General features: G+C 50.0%; 23 protein-coding genes, 2 pseudogenes and 1 riboswitch. Of the genes and pseudogenes, 11 read left to right on the top strand and 14 right to left on the bottom strand.

Annotation, left to right across the window (positions count from 1 at the left end):
• The 3 genes and pseudogenes from AN963_RS13330 (at window position 1) to AN963_RS31945 (ending at window position 1,719) form a co-directional block, all read left to right on the top strand.
• Entirely contained in the window at window positions 1-897 is an 897-nt protein-coding gene (locus AN963_RS13330; RefSeq protein ID WP_055745065.1) for a LysR family transcriptional regulator, read from the top strand.
• 12 nt (window positions 898-909) lie between these two features.
• A pseudogene (locus tag AN963_RS32280) lies at window positions 910-1,200 on the top strand (GNAT family N-acetyltransferase); the annotation flags it as partial.
• A gap of 99 nt (window positions 1,201-1,299) precedes the next feature.
• On the top strand, window positions 1,300-1,719 hold the full coding sequence (locus tag AN963_RS31945) for a GNAT family N-acetyltransferase (RefSeq protein ID WP_055746288.1): 420 nt from the start codon (window positions 1,300-1,302) through the stop codon (window positions 1,717-1,719).
• Between the two features lie 222 nt (window positions 1,720-1,941).
• Here the strand turns inward: AN963_RS31945 and AN963_RS13340 are convergent, their stop codons facing one another.
• The 8 genes from AN963_RS13340 to adhP form a co-directional block, all read right to left on the bottom strand.
• Entirely contained in the window at window positions 1,942-3,057 is a 1,116-nt protein-coding gene (locus tag AN963_RS13340) for a mandelate racemase/muconate lactonizing enzyme family protein (protein ID WP_055745066.1), read from the bottom strand.
• Between the two features lie 35 nt (window positions 3,058-3,092).
• Window positions 3,093-4,472 (bottom strand): YfcC family protein, encoded by a 1,380-nt coding sequence (locus AN963_RS13345; protein WP_055745067.1) that lies wholly within the window; start codon window positions 4,470-4,472, stop codon window positions 3,093-3,095.
• 105 nt (window positions 4,473-4,577) lie between these two features.
• Window positions 4,578-5,885: a hypothetical protein gene (locus AN963_RS13350; RefSeq protein ID WP_055745068.1), complete on the bottom strand. Its 1,308-nt coding sequence runs from the start codon at window positions 5,883-5,885 to the stop codon at window positions 4,578-4,580.
• 313 nt (window positions 5,886-6,198) lie between these two features.
• Window positions 6,199-7,254: a tripartite tricarboxylate transporter substrate binding protein gene (locus AN963_RS13355; RefSeq protein WP_236707980.1), complete on the bottom strand. Its 1,056-nt coding sequence runs from the start codon at window positions 7,252-7,254 to the stop codon at window positions 6,199-6,201.
• 25 nt (window positions 7,255-7,279) lie between these two features.
• On the bottom strand, window positions 7,280-8,776 hold the full coding sequence (locus AN963_RS13360; RefSeq protein ID WP_083496991.1) for a tripartite tricarboxylate transporter permease: 1,497 nt from the start codon (window positions 8,774-8,776) through the stop codon (window positions 7,280-7,282).
• A 74-nt stretch (window positions 8,777-8,850) separates the two neighbouring features.
• Window positions 8,851-9,333, bottom strand: coding sequence for a tripartite tricarboxylate transporter TctB family protein (locus AN963_RS13365; protein ID WP_055745070.1), 483 nt, complete (start codon window positions 9,331-9,333; stop codon window positions 8,851-8,853).
• A gap of 130 nt (window positions 9,334-9,463) precedes the next feature.
• Complete coding sequence (locus AN963_RS13370; RefSeq protein ID WP_236708030.1) at window positions 9,464-9,799, bottom strand: YrdB family protein; 336 nt, start codon at window positions 9,797-9,799, stop codon at window positions 9,464-9,466.
• A 453-nt stretch (window positions 9,800-10,252) separates the two neighbouring features.
• Window positions 10,253-11,266 (bottom strand): alcohol dehydrogenase AdhP, encoded by a 1,014-nt coding sequence (gene adhP / locus AN963_RS13375; protein ID WP_055745072.1) that lies wholly within the window; start codon window positions 11,264-11,266, stop codon window positions 10,253-10,255.
• A 254-nt stretch (window positions 11,267-11,520) separates the two neighbouring features.
• Here adhP and AN963_RS13380 point away from each other — a divergent pair, with 254 nt between their 5' ends.
• From AN963_RS13380 to AN963_RS13400, 5 genes are all read left to right on the top strand, one after another.
• On the top strand, window positions 11,521-12,669 hold the full coding sequence (locus AN963_RS13380; RefSeq protein ID WP_055745073.1) for an iron-containing alcohol dehydrogenase: 1,149 nt from the start codon (window positions 11,521-11,523) through the stop codon (window positions 12,667-12,669).
• Between the two features lie 11 nt (window positions 12,670-12,680).
• On the top strand, window positions 12,681-14,000 hold the full coding sequence (locus tag AN963_RS13385) for a sensor histidine kinase (RefSeq protein ID WP_055745074.1): 1,320 nt from the start codon (window positions 12,681-12,683) through the stop codon (window positions 13,998-14,000).
• On the top strand, window positions 13,969-15,432 hold the full coding sequence (locus AN963_RS13390) for a sigma-54-dependent transcriptional regulator (RefSeq protein WP_055745075.1): 1,464 nt from the start codon (window positions 13,969-13,971) through the stop codon (window positions 15,430-15,432). The genes AN963_RS13385 and AN963_RS13390 overlap by 32 nt, the downstream gene beginning before the upstream one ends.
• Window positions 15,433-15,455: 23 nt before the next feature.
• Window positions 15,456-16,694: a benzoate/H(+) symporter BenE family transporter gene (locus AN963_RS13395; protein ID WP_055745076.1), complete on the top strand. Its 1,239-nt coding sequence runs from the start codon at window positions 15,456-15,458 to the stop codon at window positions 16,692-16,694.
• A gap of 109 nt (window positions 16,695-16,803) precedes the next feature.
• Window positions 16,804-17,268, top strand: coding sequence for a hypothetical protein (locus tag AN963_RS13400; protein WP_055745077.1), 465 nt, complete (start codon window positions 16,804-16,806; stop codon window positions 17,266-17,268).
• 296 nt (window positions 17,269-17,564) lie between these two features.
• Here the strand turns inward: AN963_RS13400 and AN963_RS13410 are convergent, their stop codons facing one another.
• Window positions 17,565-18,434 (bottom strand): SDR family oxidoreductase, encoded by an 870-nt coding sequence (locus AN963_RS13410; protein ID WP_055746290.1) that lies wholly within the window; start codon window positions 18,432-18,434, stop codon window positions 17,565-17,567.
• Between the two features lie 127 nt (window positions 18,435-18,561).
• Between AN963_RS13410 and AN963_RS13415 the strand changes: the two genes are divergently transcribed.
• The gene (locus AN963_RS13415) at window positions 18,562-19,521 is read left to right on the top strand and encodes a helix-turn-helix transcriptional regulator (RefSeq protein ID WP_055745079.1); all 960 of its coding nucleotides are present in this window, start codon (window positions 18,562-18,564) and stop codon (window positions 19,519-19,521) included.
• A 12-nt stretch (window positions 19,522-19,533) separates the two neighbouring features.
• On the opposite strand, the gene AN963_RS13420 is transcribed toward AN963_RS13415, so the two are convergent.
• From AN963_RS13420 to AN963_RS30880, 4 genes and pseudogenes are all read right to left on the bottom strand, one after another.
• Window positions 19,534-20,712, bottom strand: a complete 1,179-nt coding sequence (locus AN963_RS13420) for an MFS transporter (RefSeq protein WP_055745080.1) — start codon at window positions 20,710-20,712, stop codon at window positions 19,534-19,536.
• Window positions 20,713-20,781: 69 nt separating this feature from the next.
• Window positions 20,782-21,192 (bottom strand): RidA family protein, encoded by a 411-nt coding sequence (locus AN963_RS13425; protein ID WP_055745081.1) that lies wholly within the window; start codon window positions 21,190-21,192, stop codon window positions 20,782-20,784.
• A gap of 105 nt (window positions 21,193-21,297) precedes the next feature.
• A complete protein-coding gene (gene ssuE, locus AN963_RS13430) occupies window positions 21,298-21,864 on the bottom strand; it encodes an NADPH-dependent FMN reductase (protein WP_055745082.1) in 567 nt (188 codons plus the stop codon).
• Window positions 21,865-21,898: 34 nt separating this feature from the next.
• Window positions 21,899-22,037, bottom strand: a pseudogene (locus AN963_RS30880) (ABC transporter permease); the annotation flags it as partial.
• A gap of 196 nt (window positions 22,038-22,233) precedes the next feature.
• Window positions 22,234-22,317, top strand: a riboswitch (cyclic di-GMP riboswitch).
• Between the two features lie 187 nt (window positions 22,318-22,504).
• Between AN963_RS30880 and AN963_RS13435 the strand changes: the two are divergent.
• Complete coding sequence (locus AN963_RS13435; RefSeq protein WP_055745083.1) at window positions 22,505-23,044, top strand: GNAT family N-acetyltransferase; 540 nt, start codon at window positions 22,505-22,507, stop codon at window positions 23,042-23,044.
• 1 nt (window position 23,045) lies between these two features.
• Window positions 23,046-24,509, top strand: a complete 1,464-nt coding sequence (locus AN963_RS13440; RefSeq protein WP_055745084.1) for a methyl-accepting chemotaxis protein — start codon at window positions 23,046-23,048, stop codon at window positions 24,507-24,509.
• A gap of 65 nt (window positions 24,510-24,574) precedes the next feature.
• Here the strand turns inward: AN963_RS13440 and AN963_RS13445 are convergent, their stop codons facing one another.
• Window positions 24,575-25,117: an NADPH-dependent FMN reductase gene (locus AN963_RS13445; RefSeq protein WP_055745085.1), complete on the bottom strand. Its 543-nt coding sequence runs from the start codon at window positions 25,115-25,117 to the stop codon at window positions 24,575-24,577.
• Window positions 25,118-25,402 lie beyond the last annotated feature (285 nt).

The raw sequence follows: 25,402 nt of genomic DNA on the forward strand, positions 1-25,402 counted from the left end.
ATGGACGTTCGTCAGCTCCGCTATTTTATTGCCGTCGCCGAACAGTTGAATTTTACAGAAGCGGCCAAGACACTCTATGTAGCTCAGCCTGCTGTGAGTCAGCAGATCGCTTATCTGGAAAAGAAGCTCGGCGTCCAACTGTTTATTCGCAGCAAGCATTCCGTTGAACTGACACATGCTGGGACCGTCTTTCTGAAAGATGCCCGCGAGATCGTCCAACGCCTGGATGCATCTATAGAGACCGTTCGCCAGGCTGAGGAAGGCTTGGTAGGTACGATCAACATCGGTCTCTTGAGTGTTTCTGTACGCACCTTCCTCCCTCTGGTCGTGAGATCGTTCCGCAAAAAATACCCAAACATCAACATTCATTTCGCCTTTTATAACGTCGGGCAGATCAACCAAAAGCTGGAGAACGACGAAATCGATCTTGCCTTCACTCTCTCACACGGACTAGGTAGCATGCCCGGTATCGCGTGCAAGAAGCTGTGGTCCCAGCCCTACTGTGTCATCATGCCGCATGATCATCCCCTCGCGGCGAACACTTTGCTACGTCTCGAGCAGCTGGCCCAAGAACCTTTTGTCATGCTGGATCGCGCACAATCCCCCCAAGGCTATGATCACATCCTGGCGTTGTGTGCAAAGAAGGGCTTTTCCCCTACTATCGTCAGCCATGCTTCGCGGATCGATGCTGTCATGCTCATCGTTGACGCAGGCATCGGGATCACCATCCAGTCCAGGCATGTACAAATGTATGCCACTCCTACTCTGCGCCTCGTCGATTTGGAAGGGGACGATTACGAGGTGGACGTCGTCGCATCATGGAAGGAACAGACAGCGAATCGTTCCGTTTCCCTGTTTCTGGAGGAAGTCGAGCAAACACTAGGCGAAAGCAAGTGACGCTCAGTTGATTTGTCTCGTCTCTCTTACAACGAGAGTTCAGGTAAAAGTTTCCACACTCTAAATCTAGCTAATGAAAGGGCGTTCTGCCATGACTCATCTGTTTACGGATACGGTCCTTATGATTTGGACCCTCACAAAATCGAAATCTATTACGGAATCTCTGAACACTATACAGGTCGTGGCCTAGCGACAGAAGCGGCAACCGCCGTTTTGGCCTACGGCTTTGAGGTGCTCGAGCTCGATGAAATCATAACGACTGTCCACCCGCAGAATCATCCCTCCAAACGAATCTTAGACAAAGTGGGCATGACACTCGCTTACTCCCTGCACGCCCTCCGAGACGAGCATAAAGAATTTGAATCTTATGATTACTATACGATCAAAAGGAGGAAACACCCGATGGAATTGCACATCTCAGCGGAAGCGAATCAAACGGATAAAGCTTATGTCCGAAACAAGATGTACGAATTTAACTCCGCCCATTTCCCCGCAGAATTAAAAGGGAGATATCAAGAAGTAAATCTATTTGTAAAAGATGCCCAGGGCAATGTATTTGGAGGCATCCTCAGTGAAATTTGCTGGAACTGGCTGGAGGTGCACTATTTGTATGTGAGTGAAGAGCTCCGCACATCTGGCTATGGCACCAAGCTCATGGCTGAAGCTGAAAAAATCGCGCGAGAAAAGAAGTGTGATTTCATCAAGCTGGATACGTTAAGCTTTCAAGCGCTGGATTTTTATCGCAAGCTCGGCTTTGAGGTATATGGCGAGATTCAAAATGCTGGCGGGTTTACGCATTACTATCTGAAGAAGGATCTATAAACTCCACTTGCATCGAACAAGAAAAACGCGGGAAGTGCGCCCGCGTCCTCTGGCTATATGGTCGGTGAGCCTGTGGTGGAGGAGAGGAAAAAGGAGAAACTGCAAAAGCTCGCAGGAGGAGCAGGTTTCCAGGCGGAGCGACTTCGGAACCCAGCTTCTCCCTTTTAAAAAAGAGCGAGGGGCATCGTGCCACCTTGCTCTTTTTTCCTGACTCAAATATGATTATTTCTCATTAATGACCGTCGACATCTGAGTCAGCTCCGCTATCGCCTGCTCATTTACTTCGAGTCCAAGCCCAGGTCGATCGGTCAGCTTGATCGTTTTGTTCTCGTACGGAAACTCCGCTACATCACGGGCGAACATTAATGGGCCGACCAGCTCGTTGGAGATGATCGTCTTCTTAGCTGCAGATAAATGCGCTCCAGCTGCAGTCGCTACTGCTGATTCGACCATCGAGCCGACCTGACATTCCATTCCAGCCATCTCGGCTTGGGCGACCAGCTTCAACGCCGGGTAAATTCCTCCGGCTTTCATCAGCTTGATATTCAGCTTGTCTGCCGCCTGCTTGACGATCGTCTCCCGCATCTCGCGGTCACCATGCACGCCTTCGTCGATCATGACAGGAATGTGGATCTGCCTGCGGATTTCAGCCAAAGCGGTAATATCATCCGCAACGACCGGCTGTTCGATCCAATCGATGTTGCAATCTTTCACTTGCTCCAGCACCCACACGCTAAGCGCTCTGTTCTTCCATCCCTGATTCGCATCGACCCGTAGCTGGACCCCATCCCCGATCGCTTTTCGTACGGCACGGATTCGCTCCACATCCATGGATGGGTTCGTCCCCACCTTGATTTTGATCGTGCTGTACCCGTCTTTGAGAGCCTGTGCAGCCTCTTCGGCCATGACGCTGGGCTCCAAGATGCTGACGACATACGGTACAGGCATGACTTCATGGTAGCGTCCACCCAAGAGGTTGTAGACAGGCTGCCCTGTTGCTTTGCCCATAATGTCATAGCACGCCAGGTCAATCGCAGCTTTGGCAGACGGAGAACCGTAGACTGTCTCCGCCATGCGCTCGTGGATGCGTTCGATCGCAAAAGGGTCCTCCCCGATCACGAGCGGAGCCAGATGATGAACGAGCATGCTGTACGTGCTCTCCCACGTCTCCCCGGTGACATGCTGATCCGGCGTAGCCTCGCCAAACCCTGTGATGCCTGCATCTGTTTCCACCTTAACCAGGAGAGTCGGCATATCGTAGTACGTTTCATACGCGACAATAAACGGTCGAATCAGAGGAAGCTTGATACCAGAGACGGTAATCGATGTGATTTTCACGGCAGATCCGCCCTTCTATTTTTACGTTAAAGAGATTATTGATAGCCAATCAAATGCGCAATCGTCACAAAGAGAGCGCCCAGTAAATAGTGACCGATGATCAGTGGCAAAATCCACTTGGCCCATTTCACCCACGAGACCCCTGCCAGTGCGAGACCAGCCATGAAATACCCAGAGGTCGGAGTGAAAATATTGGAGATACCGTCCCCTAATTGGAAAGCGAGTACGGCTGTTTGGCGAGTCACACCGACTAAGTCTCCCAGTGGTGCCATGATCGGCATCGTAACTGCGGCTTGTCCACTACCAGACGGAATGATGTAACTAATCAGACATTGGACGATGTACATCCCGATCGCAGTCAGGCCGGATGGAAGGGATCCGACAGCGTTTGCCAGTCCGTACAGGATCGTATCCATGATCTTGCCATCTTGCAAAATCACCAGAATACCACGAGCGACACCAACGACCAGCGCCCCCATCACCAACGTGCGGCAACCTTCGATAAATGCTTCTGCGATGTTGTTTAGTGAGAGCTTTGAAACGATTCCCATCAGAATGCCCATCAACAAGAACAGTCCAGCGATTTCAGTCAAATACCAGCCCAGCTTTGATACGCCGATCGCCAGTACTACCAGAGTAGCCAGCAAGATCGTCAAAACCAGCTTTTGTCTTCCCGTCAAACCGGTAAACTGCTCCGTCTGCGGTTGCTTTTCTTTCATCGTCAGATCCGAATCGTAGGTAATGCTGCTCTTCGGATCCTTTTTCACTTTATCTGCGTAGCGCATGACAAACCAGATACTGACTCCGACAAATACGACCCACATGACCAGACGCAGCCCCAAACCGGAGAAGACCGGAATCTGCGCAATCCCTTGTGCGACACCCACCGTAAATGGGTTCATAAAAGCAGAAGCAAAACCAGCCGATGTCCCGAGCAAAACGATCGCAGCACCCGTCATCGAGTCAAAGCCTAGCCTCAGCATGAGAGGAACGAGAATCGTGATATACGGAATCGTCTCTTCTGCAAGTCCGAGCATCGCTCCTCCTAATGCAAAGAAGACCATCAAGACCGGAATGATCAGTTTTTCTCGACCCGCCATCCGCTGGGAAATGCTTCCCACCGCACCTTCTATGACATTCGTCGAGCGCAAAATTCCGAAAGAGCCACCAACAATAAAAATATAAAAAATGATATCAGATGCTTCGTTCATCCCTGTGTAAATGGATTGAAACACATCCATGAAACCGGCTCTTTCCGCTTCAACCGAATGGTAGCTGCCATCCACAGCGATCATGCGCCCATTGGCATCCTCTGCACGATCATACTCCCCAGGAGTAACCACGTAGGTAGCAATAGCCGCGAGCAAAATGACGGAAAACAAAATGACAAATACGTGAGGCACTCTTGAAACCATGTCTGAACCCTCCCTTGTCAAAGATTACCGACAAACGTCGCTATCTTGTCGTTAATTTATAAAAATTAATATAAGGGAATATTCATACAAGCGTCAAGGAATTTTCTAAAAATTGATTCGATAGACAGCTCTCGGCCTTCCTTGCTTGTACGGCTGCTCTTCACCAACCGATTGAACAAACCGATGGGCCATCATTTTTTTCAGTATGCGCTCCGCACTCCTCCTGCTCAGCTGTAAATATTCAGAAAGATCTGTTGCCGTAAAACGGTTCTCCCGTCGCAGTTTGATAAAGCCAGACAGCTTGCTGACGGTAGCGATACTCAACCCCGTCAACTCCGCTACTTGCAAAAGCTCCCGATCCTCGCTTTTCAAGTGGAACGCTTTATTGTCTGTGCTGAGCGGTCCGATCACTTCTTTCTCATGCGTAACTAAAAAAGCACTGCTACCCGATTGCTTCCGCGCTTGAAACAAACCAATACGTGCATGAGCTTCCGCTTCCTTGGCTGTCATGCCAAAGCCAAATCCCATACTGATGGTCACACCAAATAAATGCTCCATGTTCCCCATCACAGGCATCCGCGTAAAATGATGGGTCATCTGTTCTATGCTTCCTCTCGTCCCATACAAAATGAACTGGTCCAACCCGAGCTGCTGGATCGACGCGTCCGTCTCTTTTCCCAATTCCAACAACATCTGCTGCAGCATGATTCCCGCATCAGGCTTGGTCCCTTCCCCATCCTCATGAAGCTGGTCAATTGCAGCCAAGCCTACGGCAATTTGTGCATTTTCACTAATCATCAGTTGACCGAAATGAGCTGCTCGGGCGACCGTCTCGCGAATGCTCTTTTCGGGTACGATCATATTCATGCATGGAACTTCCAGCATTTTTAATTGCTCATAAACATAATCCACACTGGTCAAAATGAAATTACACCGGCCGCTCCGATAGTTTTCCCGATGAAAATGGATGATTTGCTCCGGATCAAACGCCGTTCCTTCTCCATCGATGATCTGACTGTAATCGGTCACACACCACTTCGATCTGTCGAGCTCCCACTCCGCTACTGCCTGTTCCAGATAGGATCTTTTGGGGGTATCTACGGACAAGGCTTGCAGACCCTCACTTCGGTTTAGCAGAATATGCCCCAGATTGAGTGTAAGCGTATATTCATCGGAAGGAATGTACACCGATGGCAAGCGTTTCTCGGTAAATCGTTTGTTGGCAAAGAAATAGGGCAGCGGACCGGCAAACAGCAGGACGTCGCACCCTTGAATTTGCTCTACCAATGCATCGCACTCTATCGGGTTACGATAGATGTACGTCGAAAACTTCATATGGTCAAAATGTTCCGCGTGCGCCGTAATACGCGGGGCAAAATCCTCAGGAGTAATAACGGCTACTCGTATCAACATGGACGTCTTCACCTTCCTTCTACCAATGTGACTTTTTCATGAAGCGTTATGCATGCTTTTTTGAATCATAACAGAAAAGTCCGATAATTCACACGCCTTCTACTGGAAGAAGTACGCTCACAGCAGCGCCATTTTCTCCCCCCACTAATTTCGCGACACTCCATCCATCGTCTTCTTGTCAAATCCTCATATTGGACTTCTGTAAAATGAGGAAAAATCCTCTTAACCCAAGTGCACCGTAAACGAGTCCTAAACAATAAAAGAGACCACAACGCTGCCATTCTTTCGAACAGTAGCCCTGTGGTTGTTCCCTTTATTTCCGCATATTCTTTTTCGTTGCCAATTCCGTGTAGTATTCCGTTTCACGGATAACGTCTTGATTAAAATCTTCCCGATTTGCGTAGGCCGACTCCACCTGAATATCCGTCAACTTCTTCGCAAACGCAGGATCTTTCTCCATTTTGGCGATCGCGTCCTGCCATTTTGTCACTACATAGTCTGGCGTACCTTTGGCAAAGGAAACACCCGTCCACCAGAAAACGGTCAGTCCTTTCATTCCCGACTCTTCCGCTGTTGGTACGTCTGGGAGAAATGGGCTACGCTCCTTGCCTGATACCGCGAGAATCTTGACTTTGCCCGCTTGTAGCATCGGCATGATTTCACCGACCGTATGAACAGCTAGAATCGCATGGCCCCCAGCTACTTTTGGCACGGAATCGGAAGCACCTTTTGTCACAATCATTCTCGTCTTGGAGAAATCTGCACCAATCGCATCGAGCCATTCAGCTACACCAAAGGCGGAAAATCCTGCCGGTCCGACCGACGTCCAAGTCAATTGCTCTGGATTCACTTTTACCCACTGGGAGAACTCGGCAAAATCCTTCCACGGAGCGTCAGCCTTGACGGCAAAAGCCAGCGTTCCTTTTCCGATTCGCGTCGTATAGATCTGATCCTCATTTTTCACGGGGGAATTCAGCATACCCGCGGTGAGCATCGTCGTATTCGAAACATTTACGGCCAGAGCTGTATAGCCGTCCGGTTTGGCTTGCTTCAAAGCGTATTCCGCGCCTACTGCGCCACCGCCACCCGCTTTGTTGACCACGACGATTGGCTGTCCCCATTCCTTACTCAAATAGTCAGCGGTAGCCCGTGCAACGAGATCTACGCCGCCTCCTGCTGAATACGGCACGATATACTCGATCTGTTTGGTCGGATAGTCAGGAGTGGGTGCCGCCGCTTCGGCTGGCGAAGTCTGCGCGGGTTTGGGAGCGCTCTGCTCCGCCTGGGGTGAATCCGCTCCGCAAGCACTGACGGAGACAGCCATCAAAAAAGACATCACGACTGTTGACCATTGCTTATAACCTTTCAACCTTTATTCCTCCTGTACATACGAGCTACGCAACATCCATGCCCCGCGCCCGTGCTTCCTTCACCCGCTGATTCGTACGCCTGTTCAGCAGGATGGAAATGACCAATAGGGCAGCTGCCGCTATGAGAAGAACCAGCGAAATCGGCCGATTCCATACGATGGATAGATCTCCTGCCCCCATGGCCATCGTCTGGATAAAGGATTCCTCCAGCAACGGACCTAAAATAAAGCACAGGACGAGGGGAACGACTGGCCATTTGTATTTGTGAAACAGAAAACCGAGCCCACCAAAGAGAAAAGCGATCAGTACGTCAAACATGCTGTTTCGCACGCTGTATGCCCCGATCGTGCAAAACATCAGGATAATCGGAGCCATGATGCCGTAGGGAACCCGCGTGAGCTTGACCCAGACCCATACCATCGGCAAGTTCAGGATCAAGAGCATTGCATTCCCTACGAACATGGAGGCAATGACCGTCCAGACGAAGGGAGCATGCTGCTCGAATAGTACGGGTCCCGGTGTCAGGCCGTAAATCATTAACCCTGCGAGTAGAATGGCCAGCGGTGGTGAGGATGGGATACCCAGTGAGAATAACGGGATAAAGCCTGCGCTGCTCGTCGCATTGTTAGCAGCTTCGGGTGCCGCCACACCTTCCATCGCACCTTTCCCAAATGTTTCGGGGTGTCGAGATACTTTTTTCTCCAGATCATAGGCGAGAAAGGCAGTGATGGCGGCAGAGCAGCCTGGAAGCAACCCGAGAAAAAAGCCAACCAGTCCGCCTCTCAGCATCGGGGCGGCACTCTTCTTCAAGTCTTCCTTTCCCGGGTAAACACTCCCTGGCTTGGTGATCATAGCAGATGCTCGCCGTTCCTCGATCCCCTTTAGCACCTCTGTCACAGCAAAAAGGCCAATAATGATACTGATCATGTCAAATCCACCCATCAACTGGGAGACGCCGTAATCAAATCGGGGCATGCCTGACGAGGGACCCAAGCCAACCAATGCCAACGCATAGCCGAATGCCCCCATCAAAAACGACTTGATTAAAGAACCTCCAGACAGGCTAACCATGAGAGTGAGGGCGAGAAGCATGAGTGCAAAATACTCGGGAGGACCAAACTTCAGCGCTTGATCTGCCAGAATCGGAGCAAAAAAGACCAGCCCAATGACCCCCAGCACGCCTGCGCCAAAAGAGGCAATCGCGGAAATCCCCAACGCGGGACCACCTTTTCCTTTTTTGGCCAGAGGGTAGCCATCCAGACAAGTCGGCACAGATGATAGCTCCCCCGGGATGTTGAGCAGAATGGCTGTGGTAGACCCTCCGTACATCGCCCCGTAGTAAATGCCAGCCAGCATGATGATACCCTGAGTTGGTTCGAGAACGCCTGTCAATGGCAGCAGAATCGCGATCGCCGAAGTTGGACCGAGACCCGGCAGCACTCCGACAAAGGTACCGACCAAGGCACCCACCGCAGCCATGAGCACATTCTCCAGAGACAAAGCGGAACCAAATCCATCCATCAATAGCGAAATGGTGTCCAAGGTTCCCCCCTCCTTTCACTCTTAGAAAACTTGGCTACGCCAAGCTTTTGCACCTAGAACAAAAATCCACTTGGAAATGTAATTTGCAGCCAGTAGACGAACACACCGTACAAGCACCCAGTGAGAAGAATGGAAAAGAAGAGGGAAGTCAGCCATCGATAGAAACCAATCAAACGAAACAGTACGAAGGAAGCGAGTAGAGTAGCCATCACGTATCCTAGCCAATTCAGCAGCCATACGTAGAGGAAGAGTGAGAGGAAACAAAGAATCAAACGCGTTCTCTCACCGGAAGCCGTCGAGCCTGATTCTCCGATTGCCGCATTTTCCTCTCCCTTTTTGGTACGAAAAGATTGGAACAGCAAAGCTACGCCCAACACGGCAAACACGATCCCCAGTATAAACGGCAACGTGTGGTCACCGACATACGCCGAGCTGGCATACATCTCCAGTCGATAAGCCTCCAGACTAACGATGAAACCCAGAGCTATGCAGAGGAGTGCCCCGATCAGATCCGGCAGATTAAACTGGCGTACCACTTCATCACCTCTTCCGTTTCGTTCAAAAAGCTATCAACAGCCTATGGCACAAATGCCTATTGTGTGCGTTTGCCGTGCTCTGACAGAAAAACCGCCCGGGAGAGCTACCCGGACGGTTGTTTCGTTTCCATTACTTTTCAGCTAGCGCGTAATCCATTCCATGTGACAGGAGGACACACACCCCAAACAAAATGGCCAGTTTGGGGCGCCCTGCCGAGTATAGGGCAGCAGCTGCGAAGCCAAAAACCATCACCTTCATGATGATTCGCAGCACGTTTGGAATCTCTATGCTTGCCTTCGGCGCAAGGAAAAGGCCCCAGACAACGATGACCACTACTGGAATACCGATGCCCAGAGTCCATTTGATTACGGTAGAAGAATGAAATTGAAACCCCCAATAACCATAGGCAATGATTGCCGCTACCTCAGATAGAAATACGAGAAGAAGGAAGAAAGCATGAATCATACTCGTCACGAAGTCTCACTCCTTTTGTGGGTTTGTTCACCCCACCTTCTCTTTATCATTGCTGTGTGCTAGGTTATTTGTAAAGATCTTCCTTACACAAATCGCGGGAATTACAACCACTTCCTTTTTCCTCTCGGTTAGACTGTAGTGGAGGAGAGGAAAAAGGGGAACACGCTCCAGCTTTGGCTCTTCCACGTATCTTATTCTGGGGGCTTTCCTAGGGTTTTTTGCCCTTGAATCTCTTCATACCAGGTAGCTAGTTGTCCGCTTCCCCGTAAATCGTTGTGGAGCGGACAGTCTAATCTTCTACGTAGGGTGTAGGCTGGAGCATAGATCGGAAACCTGCTTCTCCCCTCCACCACAGCATGTTAGTTCGTTCAAAAAAAGCTGCCACTGCCGTCTTTCATAAGAAAGACTCGACCAGTAGCAGCTTCGCTTTTCCCCTAGTTCTTCCTACTCCATCGTCAAAACAACGCGACCGTTAATTTGTCCTTTTTCCATCCGCTCAAATATCTCATTGATCTTGTCGAGCGGTTGCGTCTCGATGATCGCCCGCACTTTGCCACGAGCTGCGAAGTCGAGAGCCTCCTGCATATCTTTTCGTGTACCGACGATCGAGCCTTTTACTGTCACCCCATTGAGAACCGTATCGAAAATCGGAATAGGCAGCTCTGCATTCGGCAGGCCCACGACGACGAGGGAGCCTCCACGTCTTACTGATTTGTACGCTTGCTCAAACGCTTTTTTGGTCACTGCCACACTGATCGCGCCGTGTACGCCACCGACCTGCTCCTGAATGGCCGCCACAGGGTCAACCTCGCTGCCGTTTACTGTAATATCAGCACCCAGTTCTTTTGCCAGCTCCAGCTTTTCATTGTGAATGTCTACAGCTACCACGTTGTAGCCCATTGCTTTTGCGTATTGAAGTGCAACGTGACCCAAACCGCCGATGCCGTAGATCGCTACCCATTCCCCTGGTTTTACGTTGGCAACCTTCAGTGCTTTGTACGTCGTTACTCCTGCGCACAAAATCGGCGCGGCATCCACATCGTTCAGCTCAGCAGGGATGCGCGCTACGTAAGCAGCCGGTGCCACGCAGTATTCAGCGTAAGCGCCATCTGCCGAGTAGCCTCCGTTCACTTGCTTTTGGCAGAGCGTTTCCCAACCGGACAGGCAGTAGTCACACTCTCCGCATGCGGAGAACAACCAAGGAATCCCTACCCGATCGCCCAGCTTCAAGGAAGTTACACCCTCGCCCAGCTTTTCGACTACGCCTACCCCTTCATGTCCAGGAATCAGCGGAAGCTTTGGCTTGACGGGCCAGTCCCCATGGGCAGCATGCAAGTCTGTATGGCACACGCCACACGTTTTAATTTTGACCAGTACCTCTCCATATCCTACTTCTGGTACCGCTACTTCCTTTACCTCCAACTTTTTCAGGAACTCATTGACTACCGCTGCCTTCATCTCTTTTTCCTCCCTTAGTCCACTTTTCGGCTCTTGCCGTATGGATTTGTGTGATGCTGTTATCTATAGCAAGCAGCATGCCAATCTGAAAGCGCTTTATTTACCAACTGTTTGGCTGGCTATCGCTCCGATTCGAGCCGTCATTTCGGCCCTGTCAGCCAAAAAAACGGCCCTCCTGCCAACCTTTTGGCAAGAAGAGGGATTTACTCTTTGGTTGCGGTATTACTAGGTAGTGGAAAAAGGGGGACGACGGCATGCAAATTTCCAAATTCATGACACCGGAAATCATTTTTGGCAACCAGTCCATAGCCCAGATTGGGGAAAGCCTGCGCAGACTCGGGGCGACACGCGTCTTTCTCGTCAGTGATCCTGGAGTAGTCAACGCTGGCTGGGTAGAGAGAATCATGGAATATCTCGCTCAGCAAAGACTCGAATACCACTTGTGGACCAACGTCACTGCCAATCCCAAAGACTATGAAATCCATGCAGGTGTGGCGGAGTATCGCTCACACGAATGCAATGCGATCCTTGGTGTCGGCGGTGGCAGCGCGATCGATGCGGCGAAAGCCATCGCGCTTTTGGGCACAAATGAAGGCAGTATCGTCGAATACGAAGGGGTAGACAAAATTCTGCATCCCCTTCCCCCTATGGTCATGGTCCCAACCACAGCTGGCTCCGGCTCGGAGGTTTCGCAATTTTCCATTATCGTCGATAGTGCCAGAAAGGTGAAAATGGCGATCATCTCCAAATCGCTGATTCCCGACATCGCGATCATTGACCCGCAGACCTTGATGACCAAAGACAAACAATTAACCGCCAATACGGGCATGGACGTCCTGACCCATGCCATCGAATCGTATATTTCTCTCGCCGCCACGCCTTTGACCGAGGTGCATTCGCTGCAGGCGATGCGGCTGATCGCCAAGCATTTGCGACCGTCCGCAGCCAGTCAGTACAACGCAGAAGCCAAGCAAGCGATGGCGATGGCGAGCCTCCAGGCAGGTATTGCCTTTTCCAACGCCATTCTCGGTGCTGTCCATGCCATGTCCCACCAGCTGGGGGGCTTTCTGGACGCGCCTCATGGCGAAGTAAATGCCATCCTGCTCCCTTATGTTCTGGAATACAACAATATTGCGTCACCTGAAAAATACAGGCAGATCGCGGAATGCTTGGGGGAAAACACTGCAGGACTCAGCTCCCGGGAGTCTTCCCGACTCGCCTTGAAAGCCGTAAAGGAGCTGGCCCGTGATCTCGATTGTCCCGAGTCGCTGTCTGCCATCGGACTCGTGCCCGAGCAGATCGAGCTGATAAGTGAGCTCGCCTTGCTCGACGTCTGCATGACTACAAATCCGCGCGACATGAGCGCACATGACGTTGCTACCCTTTTCCGTCAAGCCTTGTAGGAGGTCGTTTTATGCAAAACAAACAGGAAATTCTCGAAAAGCTGACCGGCATCCAATCCTCCCGGAAAAGCTATTACACCGAGCTGATCTACCTCGTGGAGGAGATGAAAAAGAAAAACAGGCAACTGGCCGTCATCAACCAGCTGACACAACTCCAGATCAATGCCTCCTGGCCGGAAACCAGCATCTACATCGCGAGCCAGCTTTCGCAGATCCTCCCGTTTGGTCATTTTGTTCTCACGCTCATCAAGGGAAGCAACCTCTCCTCCTATCTCACGAGACAGGATGGTGATCAATGGCAGTGTCATACGCTCGCAGGCGCTGTCACACCTGATCAACCGACCCTCTCACAAAAGGACGTCCTGCATCATTCCTTTAGTGAGATGTTTCCTGACCATCACGCGCTGTCCGTTCCCTTGCGCAGTCAGTTCAACCAGACATTCGGCTTCCTCACGCTGCTACAGAGGAGCGAGCAAAGGGCAGATAGCGAGGACGCTGACTTGTTTTCACTGATTGCCAGCCATGTCGCTGTCTCGGTCGAAAACATCCTGCTTTTTCAGGACGTCAGCGAAAAAATCAAGATCGAAGCCCAGTTGGTCCAATCAGCTAAAATGGCAGCAATCGGTGAAATGGCGGCCGGGATTGCCCATGAGCTGAACAGCCCGCTCACTGCTATTCTCGGCAATTCCCAATTACTCCTGAGAGAAATGAAAGCCAGTCCGACCGCTCCTTTGATGAATGACATCTACCAATGCGGAGTGCGCTGCAAAAAAATTATTCAAAACCTGCTTACCTTTTCGCGGCAGGAGGAGTACTTGTTCTCTACCATTTCGATCAATGAGGTCGTGGAGAACTCTCTCGATCTGATCGGCTATCAGCTCTCCGTTTCCGGTTTGACGATTACCAAGGAGCTGGCGCAGCCCCCGCTGCTCTTTCACGGAAGCCGTCATCAAATCGAGCAAGTCGTGATCAACCTGCTGCTCAATGCGAGAGACGCACTGGTCGGTCGAGTGGATCCCCGCATCGAGATTCGTTCTTTTTTGGTGGAGGAAGACAAGGGTCATTGCTACGTAGGGCTCACCGTACATGACAACGGAGAAGGGATCGCAGCGGAGCAGCTACAGCAGATCTTTCACCCCTTTTATTCCACCAAGGAGCGGACAAAAGGGACAGGACTCGGCTTGTCTGTCAGTCTAGGGATTGCAGAAGCGCACGGTGGGAGGCTGCTCGCCCAAAGTGAAGAAAACCAGTACAGCAGATTCACTCTGCTGTTGCCGCTGTTACGAGAGGAGGTCCAAGATGGAGAAGAAACGGATACTGATTGTGGATGATGAAGTTGAGGTCACTTCTTTTTTCACCTATTTACTCAGGCAAAAGAACTGTGATGTGGTCGTGGCCAATACCGGGAAAGACGTGGAACGCCTGCTCCTCTCCCAATCGGAAGGCTTCCATGCCGCCTTGGTCGATTTGAAGCTACCAGATGCCAATGGCTTGGATCTGCTCAAACGGATCAAAGCCGTGTTTCCCTCCTGCGAGGTCTTGATTATGACAGGATATAGCACAATCAAATCGGCGGTAACGGCCATGCAATGGGGGGCAAAGGACTATCTGGAAAAGCCTTTTGACGATCTGGACAGTCTGGAGCGCGTCATCGATGCGGTCCTGGAATCGTCTCCCCAAGAGGATGACGAGCTGTCTCGTGAGGCTGCCCAATACGGGATCATGTACGCACCTGATAGTCCGATGGCCAAAGTCGTTACCATCGCCAAAAAGCTGGCGAAAAAAGCAATCCATATTCTGATCGAAGGGGAAACCGGGACAGGCAAAGAACTGATGGCCCGCTTCCTGCACGGAGCCAGTTCACGATCGCAGCAACCCTTTGTCGCCTTTAACTGCGGAGCCGTTCCTGAGTCGCTACTGGAAAGCGAGCTGTTTGGCTATGAAAAAGGGGCATTTACTGGAGCGCTAAAGGCACGCAAAGGCTTTTTCGAGCTCGCCCACAATGGCACCCTGTTTCTCGATGAAATCGGGGAAGCCCCTTCCTCCATCCAAGTGAAGCTGCTGCGCACACTGGAAACAGGAGAGTTCATGCGGATCGGCGCCGAGCAGGTCGGCCAGAGCAACATTCGCTTTATTTCCGCTACCAACCGCGATCTGGAGCATGAAGTAGAGATGAATCGCTTTCGTAGAGACCTGCTCTACCGACTCGAAGGGATCAAGCTGTCCATTCCGCCTCTACGCGAGCGCATCCATGACATCCCGACGATTGCCCAGGCATATCTCACCAAAAGGAACGGAACGGTCTGCGAAATCGATCCGGACGCGATGGAGCTTCTACAGCATTACGACTGGCCTGGCAACGTCCGTCAGCTGATCAACATCCTGAATCAGACCCTTGCCCTGCACGAATGCGAGAGAGTCCGAGCTGAGCATCTGCCACCGCTCTTGCGTGAAAAAGCGATACAGAACGCCACTTCGTCGATCCCTGCGAGCCAGCTGGCACTCACCCAGCAGATCGATCGCGAATGCGAACGCTTTGTCGAAGCAATCACCCGAAACGTCACGTCTATCGATGGCTTCGATTTTGATTACATGATCAAGCGAATCAAACAGTTAGAGGGTGAGGTCGGTCGGACCATCATCGAAAAAGGCTTGACCGAAACGAAAGGCGACCGCCAGCTGCTAAGCAAAAAGCTGAATATTACCAAACGTACCATTCGTTACATTTTAAATGAAAAGGGATCTGGCAGCGGCTTTAGCTGATCCTCACCAGGAGGCATTTTCTCGTGAGTTCTACTAATCAACGCTGGTCTGTTTCGTCATTGAAAAACATACCGGCCGACTTTTCTGTATCTGCTCTCATCGTGGGCTTGATTGCCACCATGGTTTCTTACGCAGGGCCACTCTTAATCGTATTTCAGGCAGCCAAAGCAGCGAATTTGAGTGAAGCCCTGCTCTCTTCCTGGATCTGGGCCATTTCCATCGGCAGCGGTCTGACGGCTATCGTTCTCAGCATCCGTTATCGAACACCGATCATAACGGCGTGGTCGACTCCAGGTGCAGTCCTTTTGGTCACGAGTCTGTCCGTATACCCTTTCGGTGATGCGATCGGAGCCTATCTCTTTTCTGCGGTAGTGATTACGCTGCTCGGCGTTTCCGGACTTTTTTCTACGATCATGAGGTACGTGCCCCCCTCGATCACGACGGCGATGCTGGCTGGAATCCTTCTTTCTTTTGGTGTGCAGGTCTTTGTATCCATGCAGCAGCTACCGGCACTGGTTCTGCCGATGATCATCTGTTATTTGCTGGCGAAGCGTTGGTCGCCGCGATACGCTGTCGTATTTTCTTTACTAGTCGGGTTGCTCGCCGCCTTTTTCCTGAATCGTTTTGATCTCGGTGGCATCCAGGTCGCGCTCGTCGAACCGATCTTTACCATACCTACCTTTTCTCTCGATGCCATCATCGGGCTGGGTATTCCGCTGTGTATCGTGACGATGGCCTCTCAAAATGCGCCAGGCATCGGCGTGCTCCAAGCAGATGGCTACGATACGCCAGCAAGTCCGTTGATCACGACGACAGGGGTCGCGTCGCTTTTACTCGCCCCTTTTGGCGCACACGGGATCAATCTGGCCGCGATTACGGCTGCGATCTGTACCGGAAAGGAGGCCCATCCCGATCCTTCCAAGCGTTATATCGCCGGGATCGCTTGCGGTGCCTTCTACCTCGTGTTTAGCATGTTTGGCGCTACCATCGTTTCGGTGTTTTCTGCTTTCCCTAAGGAACTGATCGCTGTCATTGCAGGACTCGCGTTGTTTGCTTCGCTCAGCTCCAGTCTGGCGTCGGCGATGAGTGATGCTGCAAAAAGGGAGAGTGCACTCATCACCTTTCTCGTCACGATTTCTGGCATATCCATTGGTGGAGTAGGCGCGGCATTTTGGGGTCTCGTCGCAGGGGTAATTACCAATGCGATTCTTACAGGGGATGTGCGGAGGTGGGTCGCTGGGAAAAGGAAGCAAGCTTCATAAGGGCAGAGTAGAAGTTAGCTGTAGCTACCTCGACCATTACAGTAAAAGAGCTCTGTAATCGCAGAGCTCTTTATTCGGTCCTAGATTTCTTGCGTTTCTGGAGGTGACCATGATCATGCGAAAAACAGGTTTCATTAGCTTCGTATTCTTTGCGAGTTTCCTTCTGTTTCAAGCCAACTGGCATCACCTTTCCTTCTCAACAGTATCCAAACCTCAACAGGAACTACATATTCTAATCCAAAAGAAAGATGCGGCTAAAATGCTGCTGCTAGAACCTCCTCGAACCGCCATAGACTCTCAATCCAGTCAGGAGTTATTAACGATTTTAAAAAAAGCCAACAAAATCCACGGGATCGTAGATATGCGACCGCATGATTATCAAGTAACCATCTTGAAAAACGATAGAGTTGAGAATATCCTTTTCCTTTGGGTAAAAAAGGATACTCAACAAGCGAAGCTTATGGAGCAATCCGATACGCACACAGCTTACACTTTATCGTCGAATGCGACCGAGCGACTTAAACAAATCGTAACAGAAAGAGGCATGCCACCTTCCTTTCGAAATCCGCAATAAAAGCTCAGAGCACATCCGATGTGCGCCGCTGAGACGAGCGTTTCTATTCAATACCAAATCACTCTTGCACCCCTTCCATTCCTTTCGGGGTAAGCCGTACCGCTCTATTTAACTTCCCTGGACATCCATTCTTGCTGGAGAAAACAGCGGGTGTCCGTTACGATGTACTCCCCATTTTTTTGATGCACCATTTCCCGCTCAACCAGTGAATCCGCTATCTTTACTCCCCCCTTCATTTCGGCCAAAAAAGAAAAAGAACCTTCCAGCCTTTCTGAAAGGCTCATGAGTTGGACTTCTTAGAGACCCTTTTCCTTCGCGTAGTTCCCCCAGTGTGGGCGGCTGCCATCACGGTCGGTAAAAGGATACTCCTCAGACAATCCCCATGTGCTGAACGCCTTCCCTGACTTTTGCGCAATCTGTGGGTCGGTTGCTAGCGCGACTACAGCTCGGCCAATATAGGTAGGAGTCTCCGACATGATAAAATGCGGTTCTTTTTTGGCTGCCTCTTTCCATGTCTCTTCCGTCACACCAAAGTGATCCAGCATCTCTTCGGAGCGCAAAAAGCCCGGTGTCAAAGCAACTGCGGTAATCCCATGTGGACGCAAATCCTCGGCCATCGCCTGTGCCAGATGGATGACAGAGATTTTCGCGAGGCTGTAATATAGATTGCCACGATATCGATAGTCAATCCCGTCTGTGATCTCAATGATTAACCCACTTTTTTGTTCGACCATAATCGGTGCTGCATAGTGACTCGTAATCAGATGGGTATGAATGGCCCGCTCTTGCATGAGCAGTCCTTTCTCCAGAGAATGCTCCCAGAACGGCTTTCCCCACTCCGTCAATGATTCTCCTCCCCATATATCGTTGACCAAAAGATCCAGCTGTCCGTTTTGTTCAGCGCCTATCCGCGCGAACAATGCCTTTACCTCTTCTTTCACTGTATGATCCACACGCACCGCGATTCCTTCTCCACCTGCTGCCGTGACCATTTCAGCCGTTTCATCGATCGTCTCGCGCCTGCCCAAGTCAGATTGATTTCCCCTCACGCTGCGCCCTGTCACGTAAACGGTCGCTCCCGCTTCCCCGAGCATGACGGCGATCCCCCGACCCGCTCCTCGAGTACCGCCGGCTACCACTGCCACTTTTCCTTGTAAAGGCTTCATCATACTCCGTCACTCCTTTTGAATCTGAAAGGTACATTACTTCCATAGTGTACCGCTCCTAATATGACAACAACTGTCATGTTCGCTAAGATACAATGGAGAAGGATAAAGAAAGAGAGGTGTTTTCATGCGGGCAGATCGATTGGTCTCGATATTATTGCTGCTGCAAAACCACGGACGGATGACAGCAAAGGATCTGGCGGAAAAACTGGAAGTATCTGAACGGACGATTCACCGCGACATGGAGGCCCTTAGCATGGCGGGAATACCGGTCTTTGCAGAGCGCGGGACGAACGGTGGCTGGGCTCTGACAGAAGGGTACCGCACTGACCTGACGGGTTTGAAGGTAAGTGAGCTACAGTCATTGCTCCTTGTATCTCCGACGATACAATTGAGCGACCTCGGGATGCGCGATAGCTTTGATGCGGCATGGCAAAAGCTTTTGGCCGCCTCTCCTGAAACGACCAGACAAAATGCGGAGCACGTCCGGCAGCGCATCCATATTGACGGTGCAGGCTGGCATCAGTCCACAGAATCGTTTCCATGTCTGTCTATCGTTCAGGAAGCCGTCTGGCAGGAACGCTCCCTCTTTATCCGCTATCAAAGAGGGGAAGATGTGGTCGAAAGAATTGTTCATCCACTGGGACTGGTGGCAAAGCGTAGCACGTGGTACTTCGTCGCGCAGGTAGAGAATGACATGCGTACCTACCGGATTTCACGTTTGACGGAGGCGCGGCTGCTGGAAGATACCTTTGTCCGCCCGAAGAGTTTTGATCTCGCCAGCTACTGGGAGCAGTCGACAGCCGATTTTCAATCGAGCCTGCCACGCTATCCCGCTCACATTCATGTAAGAGAAACCTTGCTTGCTCGACTCCAGCTAGAGAGATACCTTCAAATAAAATCCACCCATCCCGTAGATAGCGAATGGGTGGAGGCTCATGTGCAGTTTCATACGCTGGAATCCGCTTGTGAAATGGTGCTCGGCTACGGTTCCCTGATGCAGGTGATACAGCCTCAGGAGCTGCGCTTAAAAGTAATGGCCGAAGCAAAAGCCATCCTTCGTCTTTACCATGCGGCCGATGAATAGGAGAAGAACGACTTAGCCGAGGTTTGTGGCCGTTTCCCGCGTCTCTTTTCCGACTGCGAGCAAAACAATCGTGCCTACCAACAGCACAGCAGTAAACATGCTGAAAATAAACGTATAGCTGTAATGCAGCGCAGAGTAATGCCCGACTAGATAAGGGGCAATGATACTGCCGATCCTGCCGACACCAGAGGCAAAACCAGATCCGGTGGCACGCAGAGGAGTTGGATAATTTTCCGGCGTGTATGCGTACAACGCTCCCCAAGCTCCGAGATTAAAGAAGGAAAGCAAAGCTCCGGTCACTAGGAGACCAGCCGTCTCGGTACTGCTGCCAAACGCGAACGCCATCACACCTGTCATGAATAAAAACGTCGCCAGTGTCTGCTTTCTCCCCCATTTTTCCACCAGATAGGCTGCGGCGAAGTAGCCCGGAAGTTGGGCGAGCGTCATGATCAAGACATACTGAAAGCTCTTGATCATCGTAAAGCCTTTGTCGACCAACACGGACGGCATCCAGAGAAACATGCCGTAATAGGAGAAGGTAATGGCAAACCAGACAACCCAGAGCGTGATGGTCTCTCGTTTATGAGACGTTAATAGCTCTTTTAACGGAACACGCTCGTCACGCTGTTGAAACTTTGGTGACTCGGGGATGTTTCGACGGATAAACCAGGCGTACACCATCGGCAATGCTCCAATCACCACCGCTATCCGCCAGCCGTAGACCGGGATGATAAAGTACGAGATAACTGCAGCCAGAATCCACCCCACCGCCCAGAAGCTCTCCAGCAGAACCACGGTTCTCCCCCGCTTTTCCGGAGGTGCGAACTCGTTGACCAATGTGGAAGCGACGGGCAATTCAGCTCCGAGACCCAGACCAATGAGGAAGCGAAACAGAAGCATGATCGCAAATCCTGTGGCAAACGCACTGGCCAGACTTGCTGCTCCGAACAATACCAGCGTCAGCATAAAGACGGGTTTGCGACCGATCCGGTCTGCTAAATATCCGCCTGCGAATGCTCCAAGCGCCATCCCGATCGTATTGCTGGTCCCGAGCAAGCCTGCCTGCTCTCCCGTCAATCCCCAATCCTGTCTGAGTGCTACCATGATAAAAGATAAAAGTGCTACATCCATCGCATCGAACATCCAGCCGAAACCAGATGCCCAAAATACTTTCTTGTACGTGGCAGACATTTCGTATTCCCTGCTTTCTTTGCTTCCTTTATTTCTTGCTAGGTCATTTCGGTAGTTTTTCCCAATTGCTTATCGTGCATTCGCTACCGCAATGGCTTCAATCTCGATGAGAAACGCTTCGTTGATCAGCTTTCGTATTTCTACCGCCGAGCTGGCAGGTGGCTTCTCAGTATTCACATAGGCATCGCGAATATCCCGCACCGTCTGCATCTGAGTGATGTCCGTGACAAAAAACGTTAGCTTCACCACATCGTGAAAGCTCGCTCCCACTGCATCCAATGCGGCTTTTATATTTTCAAAGACTTGCTTCGTCTGTGCCGCAAGGTCTCCCTCTCCTACGATTTGCCCTTCCTTGTTCAAAGGAACTTGACCAGAAATATAGATGGTTCTACCACCAATCGCTTCCACTACATGTGAATAACCGAATGACTTTGGCATCGTCTCCGGGTTGATAAAGGTGATTTGCTTTTCGTTAGGCATGAGCTTTCCCTCCTCTTTTCGTGCCTATTTTGGCAACAGGGAATAATTACACATCCAAGACTCGATTCCTTCCCTGTAACTGTACTTGAGTGGGAGAAGCCTGTTTTAGTTCGCAGCGTTTGCGACCTTGCTGCGCTCTACCTGCCAAATAAGTTCTCGTACCAGCTGGCCCACAGAATCCTGCAACCGTAATGCAGCTTCCTCTTCCAGCTCGCTCGTTCCGTCCTCTTTCTTTTTTACTAGTGAATCGAGAATAAAGGCGCCTGCCAGCACATGTCTCGCTCCTAGGGCAGACAAGACGGGCTTGAGGGCATAATCGATTGCGAGCAAATGTGCGATCGTGCCTCCGATGGCTACGGGCAATACGAGCTTGTTTTCCAGCCCCTTTTGCGGCAATAGGTCCAAATACGCTTTCAATACACCGGAATGCGCTGCTTTGTAGATGGGAGTTGCGATCACAACCGCATCTGCTTGTGCAATCCGTTCGTTTGCCTGAACGATAGCGGGACTGTCGAAACGAACGTGTAGTAAATCTTCGGCGGGTAAGTCGCGTACATGAATCCAGTCTGACTGCTGTCCTGCTTCCTGAAGCAAACGATCTGCGTGAGCGAGTACACTATCCAGTCTGGAGCCTTTATACGGACTACCTGATAAAATTACGATTTTGGCCATGTCTTGTTCTCTCCTTTTCTATTTCGCCAGCAGTGACCCCTTCACTGGATCCCATCAGCTCTGCGACGACCAGTCCCAACCAGGCAGTGCTTGGCATCGACATTTCGTATCCCCAGGAATGTATTCACATAGAGCGGGAAAAATGCCCCTTTGGCGATGAGCAACACCTTGGAAAGTAAATTTGTTGAGCAGGCGTTGAAAGAAGCGATTGAAAAAAAATAACCTGTTCTAGTAAACAGCGAAAAAGAATTAGCCGATACTTTAAGGGATATAAAAAATTGGTTAATTGTACCTGCCAAAACTTGACAAGTAAAATGTCGTGATATAATATTTTACAGAATCCGACATTTCTTTACATTTTTCGAAACAAGATGACAAAGGCAAAACCATCTAAAGGTGGTGACGCAAAACCACGGGTCTAAAGTCGTAGACTATGATAGCCGGGTTGCCATACATCGGAGGCGAATGTGTTGATGTTGGTGACTTGGGTTATTCCATTTCTGGGATGACTCTTTTTTTTTTTAGCTCATCTGATAGGAGGACGCCGTCTAAAGGAGAGAACAGAGAGAATTTCATAAGTATTGGGGAACAGATGTAACAAAAAAAAGAGAGAGAGAAAGAAAAATAGTGGAGTGGGAAAATGTACAAACAGGTTGATTCTAAAGAGACTTTGGCATTGTTCCATAAAATTAAGGAAGTCGTATGGAGTTCGATGGGTTTCGAAATGGAGTTTGCCAAAGAAGGCTCTGATCTTTACTTACTGCTAGCAGAAGATGGTGAAGCTGGAGGAACTTTTGAGTTTACGCCTTACCTAAAATCAAATACGTTTATCCATTCGTTGTTTGAAGAAGTCATCAAGGATGATATGAAGGTGATGGAGGTAGACAGCCTTGCTGTGCTGCCCTTCTATCGAGGACAGCTCGGTCGAAAAGGAATTTGCCTGATGATCGATTACGCCGAGAAGCATGGATATACGCACGCTGTAGGCATTGCGGATCCTACTTTTTTTCGATCAATGAACGTGAAATACAACATTCTTGCTACACAAATCAATGAAAAGATCTTTTATAAAGGCGCCGATGCCATTCCGACGCTTTTTCATCTAAAAGAAGTTTATTCGGACAAGGATAATCCCAAATATTCATGGTACATACCAAGAAAAGTCGAGGTCATGCGTTGATATGGATCTTTTACGAAGAAGGAACAACTGGGTCGTCATCGTCTTTGCAAGCATTATTACGGTCGTCCAAATCGTCAATTTTTTGGTAGGCATTCCGCTTACCTTTGTTCTGACGGTACTGGGCATTTTGTATGTCGTACTGGCTCCATTTACTTACATCTCCAACCGCCCGAACTTCCGCGAGAAAATGGCACCTTTCATGAAGTTTTTCAATTTTGTCGTGATCGGGATCTTCATGTTCGTAGTAGTGCATCTGGATCCCCATATGATTAATATCATGACCATTATGTTCTTTGTTGCGGTAATGGGTATCTACCAAGACAAAGTCATCAACGTGCTTACCATTCTTGCGACTCTCGGAATCGTTTCCTATTATTTCTTCACACAAGGCGATGTGATTTTCCATACTACTAGCCCTATTTTTTTGATGTACTACTTGCTTACCTTCTGCTTCATTTCTGTTACCAGCATGATGCACGCTGTTTTCAATAACAAGCTACAGCAAGAAAGTGAGTTGCAAAAGCAGGAAGCGATCGAATCCAAAGAATCGCTGCAACGCGTATTGGATCAAGTCAATCGGTCCCTGAATTCTGTACAAGAATACCAAGAGAATCTCAACAAGGTGACCGATGGAGTCAATGTTCGGGCTGTTGAGACCGTCACCTCCCTGCAAGAAATTATTCAGTCGTTTGGCGTGCAGACTGAGAACACAAACGAGCTGCGGAATGAAATGGCTTCTACCAATGTCCAGGTAGAAGATATGACACGCTCCGTTACCGAAATGTACGATTATGTGGAATCGACCAAAGAAGCGACACAAGAGAGTGGCAAACGCATCGGGAATATCGGCAATGATTTTGAACGCTTTATCTCCGATATACAAGGAACAAACAGCCTGATTCAAGAGCTGTACAAAGAAACCGAATCCATCGAAAAAATCATTCAGACGATTTCCGAAATATCCGCTCAAACCAATCTTCTCGCGCTCAATGCTACGATCGAAGCGTCTCGTGCTGGAGAGCACGGCCGAGGGTTTGCCGTCGTAGCCGATGAAGTGCGCAAGCTGGCGGAATCCTCCAAGGTGTCTTCGGAATCGATTGCGACACTCTTGATGACGATTCGCGAAAAAATGAAGCGGGTCTCGAATATGATATCCGAATCGCAGGTTTCCTTTGAAAAAAATAGCGAAGGCATTCTTGAGGTTCAAGAGATGTTCTCCAACGTTGACAACTACATGCAGGATTTCGCGGAGAAAACCAAGTTCCTCCAGGAGTTTATCGTTCACGTGCACAGCATGATGCAAGAGGTCGGAGCGAAAGTCGAGCTCAACGCAGATATTACGGACCAAAACAAGGAAAACCTGGAAGACGTGCTCGTTCTCGTCTCCGAACAAAAAGACGAGGTCGTCAAAGTCTCGGGCGGGTTTGAAAAAATCGAACAACAAATCCGTGGGCTGAACATCTAACCCGCTAAAATGAAAACACCCTTCGTCCTTACGTTTCTGGACGGAGGGTGTTTCGTTTTTTACAATCAGGAGCATGCCTGTTCCAGTGCCTGAAGGACCTTTTCTATCTCTGCCTGTAGTCCTTCATCTGTTATCGCACCTTCTTTACTCATTTTCAAGGTGATGTGCGGGATAATCAAATTCCCTCCTTCAATGATTGCAGCATTGATCATGCCAAGTGTCAGCAGCAAGGAAGCGTGCGCCTTGTCTCCGCCCATTGGCGTAGGGGATGCACTGATCACAGCTGTTGGTTTGTTCATAAACACACTGGTAGATACGAGCCAGTCCAAAGCATTTTTCAACACACCTGGCACACCATTGCCATACTCCGGCGTACAGATCAACACGGCATCTACTTCCTGAATTTGTGAACGCAACTCTCGAACTGGCACGGGTCCTTCATCGTTATCGATGTCTGGATTAAAATGAGGCAGATCGCCCAAGCCTTTGAAGATCGTCCACTTCATGTGTTTCGGAGCTAACCCGATGATGGCGTTCATTAAAGCGGTATTGGAGGATTTTTCACGAAGGCTCCCCGATATAGCCAAGACTTTTATTTCCTTCCCCATTCCCTATCAACTCGCTTCTATTCGTTAATTATTTAAACATAAAATTAATTCTAACTATAATAAATGACAAGAACCATCTAGTCCGTCATCACAGCAATTCGGGAAGTGTTTGAAGAAACGGGCGCTTTGATTGGTCAACACACGAGCTCTGTCTCCCCTTACGTTGATCCCCAACGCTTGATATCCTATCGCAAGGCCCTTCTCGATCAGGAAATGACCTTTGTGGATATGATCAAAGCCTTACGGATCAAATTGGACCTACGCAGGCAGAAGACTGACACCGCC

It is taken from the genome of Brevibacillus choshinensis (assembly GCF_001420695.1).
In the GTDB taxonomy this organism is placed as follows: Bacteria; Bacillota; Bacilli; order Brevibacillales; family Brevibacillaceae; genus Brevibacillus; species Brevibacillus choshinensis.